We start from the raw sequence: 11952 nt of genomic DNA on the forward strand, positions 1-11952 counted from the left end.
ACGGCGACATCTCGCCGATTTCATCGAGAAACACCGTGCCCTGGTTGGCCAGCTCCATCAGCCCCGGTTTGCCGCCGCGTTGGGCGCCGGTGAAGGCGCCAGGGGCGTAACCGAACAGCTCGCTCTCGGCCAGGCTTTCGGGCAGCGCAGCGCAGTTGAGCGCCAGGAACGGCGCGGCGTGGCGGCTGCTCAGCGCGTGGCAACCGCGTGCCACCAGCTCCTTGCCGGTGCCGGTTTCGCCATGCACCAGCAACGGTGCGTCGAGCACCGCCACGCGCAGCGCACGGGCTTTCAGGGTGCGGATGGCCGGGGATTCACCGAGCAGCGCATCCAGCCCCTCGGCGTGGTCGTGGCGCAGCGCCGACAGGCGTTCACCCATGCGCGTGGGCGGGTACAGGGTGAGCAGGCCGCCGGCGTTGGTGATGGGATTGGCGTCGAGCAGCAGGCTCTGGCCGTTCAACTGCATTTCGCGCATCGGCAGGCGGAAGTTGTTCTCCAGCAGGGTGTGCAGCAGGCCCGGATCACCGAACAACTCGCCCACGGAACGCCCGGCCGACTCGCGCCCGCACAAGGCGATCAATGCCGGGTTGGCAAGCAGCACCTTGCCGGCGCTGTCGACGGCCAGCACCGGGTCGCTCATGGCGGCCAGCAGAGCGTCGAGCTGCAGGTGGCGGCGTTGCCCAGGCAGGATGTCGACCACCTCCACCGACTGCACACCCTGCACCTCGAACAGTGCGTCGTGCAGCTCCTCCAGGACCGCCGGGCTCAGCGTCGGGGCGTCGATGTAGACGTTGGGCGGGACCATCTCCACCGCGTCCAGGTTGAGGTGGCGGGCACCGAGCAAGGCGAGGACTTCCTGGGTGATGCCGACGCGGTCGATGAAACTGACATGGATACGCATGGGGTGCTGTTGCCACGGCCGGAGGGGCGCACAGTATGCCTCGGCCCGTCCGGCAACCCCAGCGCGTCAGGTGAGGTGTTCGGGCTTGACCGGGTCGCCGGATTTCACACCGAGCTGGGCGCGGACATCCTCGAACATGAGGTCATAGAACGCGTGCGAGGACGTCAGGCTGGTCGCATCCTTGGGCAAACCGTGCTTTTCCGCCAACCGGGTGATGTGCCGGGCGAAGTCGAAGGCTTGATCCTTGGGCAGGAACACACTGTCGTCCATGGGCGTGTCGTCGATCGTACCGTGCACACGAAACGTCATGCCGGCGCCTTCCTTGGGGTCTTGAAACACCTCGTAATCGATACACAGGTTGTAGCTGTGGTCGGTCTTGTTCAGCGCATGGCGCTCGATGTGCAGGTGGCCGGGGTTGAAGATGGCCATGGGATTACCTCCGAATGATCAATGAATAGCCTCGTTCCAGCGTACTGGCTGGAGTCAAAGGTAGCTGATACGCGGTGGGCCGTGCTGCGATCGATGGCTGGCGGGGAAAATGCGCGGCGCGTTCATTGCCCAGCGTTGCACGGCGGCGTCGGGCGTTCGGGGCGAGACCAGATCCACAGGTTTCCCAGGGTCATGCCGGCGATGGCGAGAAACACCGGCCAGCGATGCTCCAGCACCACCAGCATCAGGACCGCACACAGCAGCATGCTCACCGTCGCGCTGACCTTGGCCCGCCGCTGGATCACCTTGCCGTTGCGCCAGTTGTACAGGATCGGCCCGAACAATCGGTGATTCTCCAGCCAGGCGCTCAGGCGCGGAGAGCTGCGCGTGGCGGCCCAGGCCGCAAGGAGAATGAATTCGGTGGTCGGCAGGCCGGGAATGACGATGGCAATCAGACCGATGCCCAGGCTCGTGTAGGCCAGCAGCGCGTACAGCAGGCGGGTCAGGCGGGAGCGGGCAAGTCGGGTCATGATCTCACTGCAGTGAATCCGGCCACACGGGGTGGCCGGGTGGGCATGTCAGGCCAGTGCGGCGTCGGTCGCGTAGGCGTGCTTGAGCAACTCGGTAAAGCGTTGGAACGCAGCCACGGCGGCGCGTTCGGCGGCGGTCTCTTCTTCTGGCGATAACGCCAGCGCATCCAGCCGGCGGGTGAACTGTTTCCAGCCCTCGGCACGGCCGCCTGCGGGCTCACCGAGGTGACGCGCGCCAAAGGTATCGGACAGTTGCAGCGCTTCGGCCCGCTTGATGAGAAAGGCGGCGCCCAGTTTGGAGCCTTCGGAAACGAATATCCAGCCCAGGGCCTCGGCCTGGCTGGGGCTGTGCAGCGCACCCGGCAGCGGGGCGGGCACGCTGCAGCCGAGATCGGCCAGGTCCAGCCTGGCCTGCTCGGCGCGGCAGCGTTCTGCCAGGTCCGGGAACAGCGCGATCAGGGCCGGATCGCGGTACAGCGGTTGCAGCTCAGCCTGGAACAGGTACTGGGCAACCACAAAGCGTGCGAAGCGCTCGCGGCTGGAGAACGGTGCGTGCGCCTTGACCAGAGCATCCAGCTCGCTGTGCGGCGCGTGGGTGACCTGGTTCAGGCGTTGCGAGCGCAGGCTGGCGCGCTCGGGGGCAGGGGCGGTGGTCATGGGCAGTCCTTGGAATGGGGGCGTCTGTGTATGAAGACGAAACAGCCGAACGAAAACGGTAAAAAATCCCGTCGAACGCGACCGCGCGCGGCGGCGGCGCGTCCGGCGGATGGGGTCAGATGTCCCAGATCAGGTTGATCGCCACGTTGCGACCCGGCAGGGTCAGGCGGTCGAGGTTGGCGGGCTGGGTAACGCCCGCTTCACCCAGGCCGTCGTAGCCGCGGATCGAATCCCACTGCCAGTACTTCTTGTCGGTGAGGTTGTAGAGGCCGGCATTGACGGTCAGGTCGCGGGTGATCTTGTAGAAGCCGGTGAGGTCGAGCACGCCGTAGCCGGGGGTGCGGAACTGGCTGCTGGTGCCGTCAGGGGCGAAGAACGTGGTGTCGTCGACACGGTTCTGGCGCTTGACCAGGGTCCAGCTCAGCAGGCCGCCGTAGTGCGGTTGCTCGTAGCCCAGGCCCCAGACCGAGGTCAGTGGGTTGACGCTGTTGAGCGGCTGGCCGTTGTCGTCGTTGCGCCCGTGGGCGTAGGCGATCGAGCCTTGTGCATACAGCCCGGACGCCGCGCCGAAGTGGTCGAGCTCGAGCCGGCCTTTGACCTCGGCGCCCTTGATGGTGGCGCGCTTGATGTTGTTGGCCTTGAAGGTGCTGCCCAGCGCGGCCGACTGCACGGCGTCCTCGTTGATGAAGTCGCGGTAGGTGTTGTAGAACAGCGCAACATCGAAGTTGCCGCCCTCGAAGGTGCCGCGCAGCCCGGTTTCCAGGCTCTTGCTGGTTTCCGGCTCCAGGTCCGGGTTGCCCTCGACGCGGTAGCCTTCGATCGGGTTGTCGAAGCGCCCGTACATCGACTTGGCGGTTGGGGTGCGGAAACCTTCGGCGTACTGGCCGTAGCCGGTGTAGTGCTCATCGAAGGCGTAGGTCACGCCCAGCTTGGGCGAGACCCGGTGCCAGCGCTTGCTGGAGGTGTCGATGGCCGCCGGCCCGGTGCCGGCATTGCCTTGCAGGCCGAGAAGGAATTCGTCGGTGGCCTTGGGCTTCATGCGCGTGTAGTCGTAGCGGGCGCCGGGCAGGAAGGTCCAGTCGTTCCAGCGGATCTCATCCTGCGCGAACAGGCTGTAGGTGGAGACGGTCGGGTCGGGGAAATCACTGACCCGGACCTGCCCATCGCCCGGCCGCTGAAAGCCCACGCTCGGGCAACCAGCGCCGACGGCCAGGCAGGTGCCGGTGCCGCTGCGCGAGCCGGTGACCTTGTTCTGCTTGAAGGTGGTGCCGTAGGTCAGCAGGTGCTCGGTATCGCCCAGGGCGAAGGCCTTGTCGAACTGCGCATCGAGCATCCACTGGCGGTCCTTGTAGGTGGTGTCGCGGGTGCGCAGCACGGTGCGGCTGAAGGGGAAATACACTTCTTCGGTGTGCTGGTCGGTCTTGGCGATCTGGTAGTTCAGGCTCCACTTGGCGTGGTCGGCCAGTGCGCTGTCCAGACGCAGTTCATGTTCCAGCCCGAAGCGCTCGCGGGTGACGGTGTCCTCGGCCTGACGGCTGCGGTAGAAGCCAAAGCCTGCACCATTGTTGAACGGGCCGCCGACCGCGCTGCGCACGTTCTGCTCGCGATCGTTCTTGAAGCGCTCGTAGACCACGCCGAGGCGGTCGTCGTCGGCGTAGTTCCAGTTGGCTTTGGCCAGCACGTTGTTGGTGCGTGCGTCCTCGGGATTGGCCGAGCTGCGCGCGAGGCCGTCGCCGCCGTGGCTGCCATAGGCGCTGGTTTCGTGCCCGTCACGCCGGCTCAGGTGCAGCAGGCCATCCACCGCCCCGCTGCGGCCGGCGACCGTGGCCGACTTCAGCCAGCTGTCATCGGCCGAGCTGTAACCGGTCTTGAGACGGGCGCCCACGTCCTTGCCGGGCTTGATGATGTCGTCGGGGTCCAGGGTGAAGTAGCTGACCGCGCCGCCGATGGCGTTGCTGCCATAGAGCACCGAGGCCGGGCCGCGGAGGATTTCGACGCGCTTGATGGTTTCCGGGTCGACGTAGTTGCGCTGGGTCTGCGCGTAGGGGCCGAAGAAGAAGCTGTCGGGAATGGCCACGCCATCGACCTGGGTGAGAATGCGCTCGCCGTCGATGCCGCGGATGTTGTAGCCGTTCAGGCCACTGCGCTGGCCGATGCCGCTGACCGACACGCCCGGCTCCTGGCGCACCAGCTCGGCAATGGTGTTGACGTTCTGGCGGTCGAGTTGCTCGCGGGTCTGCACGCTGACGGTGCTGGGTACCTGGGTGACGTCCTGTTCACTGCGGGTGGCGCTGATGGTGGTTTCCTGCAGGGCCACGCTGCGCCCTTGGGCCACGGTCTGCCGCTCGATCACCACATTGCCCGCGCTGAGGGTGCGATAGGCCAGCCCGGTGCCGTGCAGCAGGCGCTTGAGGGCGGCTTCAGGCGAGAGTGCACCGCGCACCCCGCCAGACGAAACCCCATGAGCCAGCTCAGCGGAGTACCCCACCTGCCAGCCGGTCACCTGGGTGAAGGCATTGAGGGCTGCGCCCAGTGATTGCTGGTCGATGGCGAAGCGGTAATCACCCGAACGCGGGCTGCTGGCCTGGGCGGGCTCTGCCGCCAGCGCGGGCAGGCTGCAGACGCCGCCGGCGAGCATGGCCAGGGTCAGCAGTGACAGTTGGCCGACACGGCGGGATGGGGTGGACGGGCGGTTGAAACCTGTGGACATCGAAAGCGCTCCCTGTCGCGCGAACGTTATAAGTGCTGATTCGTTGCCCATGAAGAACAAGAATCAGTCGCATTGGCTATAACGAGACGCAAGAGGGTGGGCGAGAGCGTAAAAATAAATCGCAGGGCGAGAAGGACAGGGCCAGCCAATGCCACGATCGCCGCTGGATCGGCGCGAGTGAAACCTAGTTGAGAATCACCAGCGCCGGGTATTCCTGCAACTGTGCCGAGGTAATGTGGGCCAGGGCGCGCAGCGTTTCCAGTGGCTGGTCGAGACGGTAGTTGCCGGTCACCGCCAGGTCGTCCAGACGCGCGTTGCGGTTGATGATCCAGCCCGGGTAATAGCGCTGCACCTCCGCCAGCACCTGGCTCAGAGGGCAGTTTTCGAACACCAGACGACCGTCGACCCAGGCCAGCGCCTGGCCCATGTCGGCCTGTTGCGGCTGGCTGAAGCCTGCCGGGCCGAGGCTGATGCTGTCGCCGGCACGCAGGCGGATGCGCTGATCGCTGGGCGATTGCAGGTCGACATCGCCGCGCTGCACCCGTACCTGGGCCTGACCATCGAGGTAGCGCACGGCGAAATCGGTGTCGCCAGCGCGTGCGCGCAGGGGCCCGGCCTGCACTTCCAGCGGGGGGTGTGCGCCGGCAGGCACCTGGAAATACGCCTCGCCTTGTAGCAGGCGGGCGATGCCCTGGCCCTCGCGGCGGTCGTTGGCCAGGGCGCTGTTGGTGTTGAGCAGGACCCGCGCGCCACCGTCCAGTTGCAGGCGCTGGCGTTCACCGACGGCGGTCAGGTGGTCGGCCTGCAAACGCACCGGCAGGTTGCCGAAGCCAAGTACACCGACCACCAGCAACGCGGCGGTGGACAGCGGTTTCCAATGGCGGCGCAGGCGCGCTGTCCAGGTGCTGCGCTGGCGTTGGTTCAGTTGCCCGGCCGCCTGCTGCACGGCCGCGCCGTTCCACAGTGTTTCGGCGTGCAGGTAGGCCTCGGCGTTTTCCTCGGCTTCCCCTAGCCACGCGGCAAAGGCGCGTTCGTCTTCGGCGCTCGCGCATTGCAGCCGTACCAGCCACGCCAGCGCCTGCTCACGCGCACGGGCGCGGGCATCGGCTGGGGTGTCAGCAGGACGGGCAGGGGAGTGATCGGTCACGAAGAGTCCTTGCAGGGCGCGGTGGGCAAGAGATGATCAGGGCTGGTGCTCAGGCTGGCAAGGCGTGCATCCAGTCATTCAGCCCAGGCGATCGGCGACACCCATGCAGATGGCCATGATCAGCTTGAGTTCCTTTTGCACGGTACTGGCCGATACCTTGAGCTGCTCGGCGATTTCCATGTAGCTGGCGCCGTGCACCCGGCTCAGCACGAAGATGCGCTGCTGGCGTTGGCTGAGCTGGCCTAGCTGGCTGCTCAGATGGCGCAGCAACTGCTCGGCATGGGCGGCGTCTTCGCTGCTGCCCAGCGGCGCGGCGACGTTATGCAGGACCTGTTCGGGCACATCCTCGACCAAGGTCCGCGCCTGCGCACGGCGGGCACGCAAATGGTCCAGGGCGAGGTTGCGCGCGGTCTGGAACACGAAGGGTTCAAGGTGGATGACTGGCCGCTCGCCCAGGGCGCGGGTGACGCGCAGATAGGTTTCCTGCAACAGGTCTTCAGCGGTGCTGGGGTTACCGACCATGCGCTGCAAGGTGCGCAGCAGGGGAAGACGCTGATGGACAAAGAGCGCGTTGAACCGGGACTGACTCACGGGGAAACCTGACCAGAGGAAAGTTATTGATAATGCGTATCATCTTCCGCTGAGGTCAAGATCGGGATTCACAAGATGGGTTAGGGGGTGTGTCCGCTCCCCTGAGGCTTGCACCAACCCAGGGGCTGGCAGCCGGCTCAGGGGCCAGAAGCCCCGAACCAGAAGGGGCGGCAAGCCCGCGTGAACCGGACACGCTCACCCCATGCGCACAAAGCGCCTCAGCCCGGCCAGCGCTGAGCGCCTGTATTCAGCGTGCGCTGAACAGGGCCCGGCAGTTGTCCAGCATGCGGTTGGAGAAGCCCCACTCGTTGTCGTACCAGGCCAGCACCTTGAGCATGCGACCACTGACTTTCGTGTGGTTGGCGTCAAAGATCGACGACAGCGGGTTGTGGTTGAAGTCGCACGACACCAGCGGCAGTGCGTTGTAGCCCAGCACTGGCGACTGACGGCTGGCCTCGGCCAGCACCTGGTTGACCTCTTCGCGGCTGACCTCGCGTTGCAGGTTCACCGTCAGGTCCACCAGCGACACGTTGATCACCGGCACGCGCACGGCCATGCCGGTCAGCTTGCCGGCCAGTTCCGGCAGCACCAGCCCGACCGCCTCGGCCGCGCCGGTCTTGCTCGGGATCATCGACTGGGTGGCCGAACGCGCCCGGTACGGGTCGCTGTGGTACATGTCGGTCAGCACCTGGTCATTGGTGTAGGCATGGATGGTGGTCATCAGGCCCTGCTCGATGCCGAACTCACGGTGCAGCACCTGGGCCACCGGGGCCAGGCAGTTGGTGGTGCACGAGGCATTGGAGATGACCTGGTGCGAGGCGCGCAGCACATCGTGGTTGACGCCATAGACCACCGTGGCATCCGCGCCCTTGGCCGGCGCCGAGATGATCACCTTGCCAGCGCCGGCGCTGAGGTGCGCAGCGGCTTTCTCGCGGTCGGTGAACAGGCCGGTGCATTCGAACACCACATCCACCGCTTCAGCCTTCCAGGGCAGATCAGCCGGGTTGCGAATGGCGCTGACGGCAATGCGGTCGCCATTGACGGTAATGCTTTCGTGATCGACTTCCACCTGCGCATCGAAGGCGCCGTGCACGCTGTCGAACTTGAGCAGGTGGGCGTTCATGGCGCTGTCACCCAGGTCGTTGATAGCGACGACCTGAAGGTCATCCCGATAGCCTTGGGTATAGAGTGCGCGGAGCACGTTGCGCCCAATGCGGCCGAATCCGTTGATGGCGATGCGAATGGTCATGGCAATACCTCTGGCAGTCTGGGGAAGCCTGTGGCAAAAGAATGGCTTCGCTGAAACGGTTTTGTTGTTGGAATTACAAGATTATTCCCTCGCAGATAGAAAACAACCCTTTTTGGTGGCAATATTTTGTTTAGAACATACAACGAGTGGTCGGGTTCAACCGGATGATGGCGTGATACAAGCCCAGGCCTGAGCCTAGGCGTGTATCGCTGTTACGGAAACTGCCCAGCAAGACCGCCCTTACCGCAAGCCTGGAGTCCTGTACATGCATCCGCGCATCCTTGAGGTCACCCAGCGGCTGATCGAACGCAGCCGTGCCACCCGTGAACGCTACCTGGCGCTCATCCATGGCGCGGCCAGCGCCGGCCCCATGCGCGCCAGCCTGCAGTGCGCCAACTTCGCCCACGGCGTGGCCGCCTGCGGCACGGATGACAAACAGACCCTGCGCCTGATGAACGCGGCCAACGTGGCCATCGTCTCGGCCTACAACGACATGCTGTCGGCGCATCAGCCCTACCAGCATTTCCCCGAACAGATCAAACAGACGCTGCGTGACATCGGTTCGGTTGGCCAGTTCGCGGGCGGCGTGCCGGCCATGTGCGACGGCGTCACCCAGGGCGAGCCGGGCATGGAGCTGGCCATCGCCAGCCGTGAAGTGATCGCCATGTCCACGGCCATTGCGCTGTCGCACAACATGTTCGACGCCGCACTCATGCTGGGCATCTGCGACAAGATCGTGCCGGGCCTGATGATGGGGGCCTTGCGCTTCGGCCACCTGCCGACCGTGTTCGTGCCGGGCGGGCCGATGGTCTCGGGTATTTCCAACAAGGAAAAGGCCGACGTGCGCCAGCGCTACGCCGAGGGCAAGGCCAGCCGCGAGGAGCTGCTGGAATCGGAGATGAAGTCCTACCACGGTCCGGGCACATGCACCTTCTACGGCACCGCCAACACCAACCAGCTGGTGATGGAAGTGATGGGCCTGCACTTGCCGGGCGCCTCGTTCGTCAACCCCTACACGCCCTTGCGCGATGCGCTGACCGCTGAAGCCGCTCGCCAGGTGACGCGCATGACCAAGGCCAGCGGCCAGTTCATGCCCATCGGTGAGATCGTCGACGAAAAATCCCTGGTCAACTCCATCGTCGCCCTGCACGCCACCGGCGGTTCGACCAACCACACCCTGCACATGCCGGCCATCGCCCAGGCGGCGGGCATCCAGCTCACCTGGCAGGACATGGCCGACCTCTCCGAGGTGGTGCCAACGCTGTCGCACGTCTACCCCAACGGCAAGGCCGACATCAACCACTTCCAGGCCTCTGGCGGCATGGCCTTCCTGATCCGCGAGCTGCTCGACGCAGGGCTGTTGCACGAGGACGTCAACACCGTCGCCGGGCCCGGCCTGCGCCGCTACACGCAAGAGCCGTTCCTCGAAGACGGCCAGCTGGTCTGGCGCGAGGGGCCGACACAGAGCCTCGACGAATCGATCCTGCGCCCGGTGGCGCGGCCGTTTTCCCCTGAAGGCGGCCTGCGGGTCATGAACGGCAACCTCGGTCGCGGCGTGATGAAAGTGTCGGCGGTGGCGCGCGAGCATCAGGTGGTCGAAGCGCCAGCGCGGATCTTCCAGGACCAGCAGTCACTGGCCGACGCCTTCAAGGCCGGTGAGCTGGAATGCGACTTCGTGGCGGTGGTGCGCTTCCAGGGCCCGCGCTGCAACGGCATGCCAGAGCTGCACAAGCTGACGCCCTTCCTCGGCGTGCTGCAGGATCGCGGCTTCAAAGTGGCGCTGGTGACCGACGGGCGGATGTCTGGCGCCTCGGGCAAGATCCCGGCGGCCATCCACGTGTGCCCCGAAGCCTTCGACGGCGGCCCGCTGGCACGGCTGCGCGATGGTGATATGGTGCGCGTCGACGGCGTCGAAGGCACGCTGCAGGTCATGCTCTCGGCCGACGAACTGGCCAGCCGTGATCTGCCCCCCGCCCCCCAGGGCAATGACCTGGGCTGCGGGCGCGAGCTGTTCGGCTTCATGCGCGTCGCCTTCAGCTCTGCCGAGCAAGGCGCCAGCGCCTTTACCGCAGATTTGGAGAAGCTTGGATGACGGACTTGCTGGTCGGCGACATCGGTGGCACCAATGCGCGCTTTGCGCTGTGGCGGAACAATCAGCTGGAGGCCGTGGAGGTATTCGCCACCGCCGACTACAGCGGCCCGGAACAGGCCATCGAACAGTACCTGAGCGACCACGGCGTAGCGTCCGGTAGCGTGCGCGCCGCCTGCCTGGCGGTTGCAGGCCCGGTGCAGGGCGATGAATTCCACTTCACCAACAATCAGTGGCGCCTGAGCCAGCGGGCGTTCTGCGAGCACCTGCAGATCGGGCATCTGCTGCTGGTCAACGACTTCACTGCGATGGCGCTGGGAATGACCCGGCTCAAACCCGAGGAATCCCTTGAGGTGTGCGCCGGCACCCCGGACCCGACGCGTCCGGCACTGGTCATCGGCCCAGGCACCGGGCTTGGCGTGGGCTGCCTGTTGCACCAGGGCGAGCAGCGCTGGCTGGCCTTGCCAGGGGAGGGCGGCCATGTCGACCTGCCGGTGGGCAATGCTCGCGAAGCGGCGATTCGTCAGTACCTGCAAAGCCAGCTCGGCCACGTCAGCGCGGAAAGCGTGCTCAGTGGCGGTGGTCTGGTGCGGCTCTATGAGGCGTTATGCGCCATCGATGGCGACGTGCCCAAGCACAAGACACCTGCGCAGATCACCGATGCCGCCCTGGGTGGCGAGCCCCGCGCCATGGCGGTGATCGAGCAGTTCTGCCGCTTCCTCGGCCGGGTGGCAGGCAACAACGTGCTGACCCTCGGCGCCCGCGGCGGGGTGTACATCGCCGGCGGCGTGATCCCGCGTTTCGCCGACTTGTTCCTGCGCAGCGGCTTTCAAGCCAGCTTTACCGACAAGGGCCTGATGAGCGATTACTTCGCCGGCATTCCGGTGTGGCTGGTCACCGCTGAACTGTCGGGCCTGCTCGGCGCCGGCGTTGCGCTGGAGCAGTCACTGCAGGGCTGATCCTGGTCATGGCAGGCCCATGGCCTGCCAGCTACACTACCGGCCGCACTGCCTCCGCGCCTACCAGGCACATCGGCGGCTGCACCTGTCAGCCGTAAAAAGGGATCGACCGTGAGCACCTCCGGTAAATCGATACTGATGGTCGACGACGACCACGACATCTGCGAACTGCTGCAAACCTACCTCAGCCGCGCCGGCTTCGACGTGCGTGCCGAAGCCAGCGGACAAGGCTTTCGCCAGGCGCTCGAGGCCGGTGACTTCGACCTGGCCATTCTCGATGTGATGCTGCCCGACGAAGACGGCTTCAGCCTGTGCCGCTGGGTGCGTCAGCACCCGCGCCACGCGCGGGTGCCGATCATCATGCTCACCGCCAGTTCCGACGAGACCGACCGGGTCATCGGCCTGGAGCTGGGCGCCGACGATTACATCGGCAAGCCTTTCGGCCCGCGTGAGCTGCTGGCGCGCATCAAGGCGCTGCTGCGGCGTACCGAGTTCGCTCAGGCCGCGCCTGCCAGCAGCGTGATCAGCTTCGATGACTGGCGCCTGGATACCACCCGCCATCGCCTGTATCACCGCGACGGCGAAGAGGTGATTCTGACTGGCGCCGACTTTGCCTTGCTCAAACTGTTTCTCGACCACCCGCAGCAGATTCTCGACCGCGACACCATCGGCAACGCTACCCGCGGGCGC

At 65.8% G+C, this 11952-nt stretch carries 12 protein-coding genes; 4 read left to right on the plus strand and 8 right to left on the minus strand.

All coding sequences use genetic code 11. The features are described from left to right. From RT028_RS06335 to gap, 8 genes are all read right to left on the minus strand, one after another. Positions 1 to 901 (minus strand): sigma 54-interacting transcriptional regulator (locus RT028_RS06335; RefSeq protein ID WP_312933624.1); only part of this gene is annotated, 901 nt, incomplete at its 3' end. Between the two features lie 66 nt (positions 902 to 967). Next, the gene (locus RT028_RS06340) at positions 968 to 1330 is read right to left on the minus strand and encodes a DUF5064 family protein (protein ID WP_312933629.1); all 363 of its coding nucleotides are present in this window, start codon (positions 1328 to 1330) and stop codon (positions 968 to 970) included. A 122-nt stretch (positions 1331 to 1452) separates the two neighbouring features. Further along, the gene (locus RT028_RS06345) at positions 1453 to 1860 is read right to left on the minus strand and encodes a YbaN family protein (RefSeq protein WP_312933631.1); all 408 of its coding nucleotides are present in this window, start codon (positions 1858 to 1860) and stop codon (positions 1453 to 1455) included. A 48-nt stretch (positions 1861 to 1908) separates the two neighbouring features. After that, entirely contained in the window at positions 1909 to 2517 is a 609-nt protein-coding gene (locus RT028_RS06350) for a biliverdin-producing heme oxygenase (protein ID WP_312933633.1), read from the minus strand. Positions 2518 to 2632: 115 nt separating this feature from the next. Beyond that, positions 2633 to 5227 (minus strand): TonB-dependent receptor, encoded by a 2595-nt coding sequence (locus RT028_RS06355; protein WP_312933635.1) that lies wholly within the window; start codon positions 5225 to 5227, stop codon positions 2633 to 2635. A gap of 184 nt (positions 5228 to 5411) precedes the next feature. Beyond that, positions 5412 to 6374, minus strand: a complete 963-nt coding sequence (locus RT028_RS06360; protein WP_312933637.1) for a FecR domain-containing protein — start codon at positions 6372 to 6374, stop codon at positions 5412 to 5414. A 78-nt stretch (positions 6375 to 6452) separates the two neighbouring features. Beyond that, complete coding sequence (locus tag RT028_RS06365; protein WP_312933639.1) at positions 6453 to 6965, minus strand: sigma-70 family RNA polymerase sigma factor; 513 nt, start codon at positions 6963 to 6965, stop codon at positions 6453 to 6455. A gap of 247 nt (positions 6966 to 7212) precedes the next feature. After that, positions 7213 to 8214, minus strand: coding sequence for a type I glyceraldehyde-3-phosphate dehydrogenase (gap, locus tag RT028_RS06370; protein ID WP_312933641.1), 1002 nt, complete (start codon positions 8212 to 8214; stop codon positions 7213 to 7215). On the opposite strand from gap, the gene RT028_RS06375 reads away from it, so the two are divergent. The 4 genes from RT028_RS06375 to RT028_RS06390 form a co-directional block, all read left to right on the plus strand. After that, positions 8213 to 8407, plus strand: a complete 195-nt coding sequence (locus tag RT028_RS06375) for a hypothetical protein (protein ID WP_312933643.1) — start codon at positions 8213 to 8215, stop codon at positions 8405 to 8407. The genes gap and RT028_RS06375 overlap by 2 nt on opposite strands. Positions 8408 to 8479: 72 nt before the next feature. Further along, positions 8480 to 10306 (plus strand): phosphogluconate dehydratase, encoded by a 1827-nt coding sequence (edd, locus tag RT028_RS06380; RefSeq protein WP_312933645.1) that lies wholly within the window; start codon positions 8480 to 8482, stop codon positions 10304 to 10306. Beyond that, positions 10303 to 11262: a glucokinase gene (locus RT028_RS06385; RefSeq protein WP_312933647.1), complete on the plus strand. Its 960-nt coding sequence runs from the start codon at positions 10303 to 10305 to the stop codon at positions 11260 to 11262. The genes edd and RT028_RS06385 overlap by 4 nt, the downstream gene beginning before the upstream one ends. Positions 11263 to 11373: 111 nt before the next feature. Then, a partial coding sequence (locus tag RT028_RS06390) for a response regulator (RefSeq protein WP_312933649.1) occupies positions 11374 to 11952 on the plus strand: 579 nt, incomplete at its 3' end.

The organism is Pseudomonas sp. (genome assembly GCF_032058845.1).
Classification (GTDB): domain Bacteria; phylum Pseudomonadota; class Gammaproteobacteria; order Pseudomonadales; family Pseudomonadaceae; genus Aquipseudomonas.

Excerpts from the sequence above, each read along its gene's own strand:
- RT028_RS06340 (WP_312933629.1), bottom strand. The coding sequence starts at position 1,330 with ATGGCCATCTTCAACCCCGGCCACCTGCACATCGAGCGCCATGCGCTG.
- RT028_RS06345 (WP_312933631.1), bottom strand. The coding sequence starts at position 1,860 with ATGACCCGACTTGCCCGCTCCCGCCTGACCCGCCTGCTGTACGCGCTG.
- RT028_RS06350 (WP_312933633.1), bottom strand. The coding sequence starts at position 2,517 with ATGACCACCGCCCCTGCCCCCGAGCGCGCCAGCCTGCGCTCGCAACGC.
- RT028_RS06355 (WP_312933635.1), bottom strand. The coding sequence starts at position 5,227 with ATGTCCACAGGTTTCAACCGCCCGTCCACCCCATCCCGCCGTGTCGGC.
- RT028_RS06375 (WP_312933643.1), top strand. The coding sequence starts at position 8,213 with ATGGCAATACCTCTGGCAGTCTGGGGAAGCCTGTGGCAAAAGAATGGC.
- gap (WP_312933641.1), bottom strand. The coding sequence starts at position 8,214 with ATGACCATTCGCATCGCCATCAACGGATTCGGCCGCATTGGGCGCAAC.
- edd (WP_312933645.1), top strand. The coding sequence starts at position 8,480 with ATGCATCCGCGCATCCTTGAGGTCACCCAGCGGCTGATCGAACGCAGC.
- RT028_RS06385 (WP_312933647.1), top strand. The coding sequence starts at position 10,303 with ATGACGGACTTGCTGGTCGGCGACATCGGTGGCACCAATGCGCGCTTT.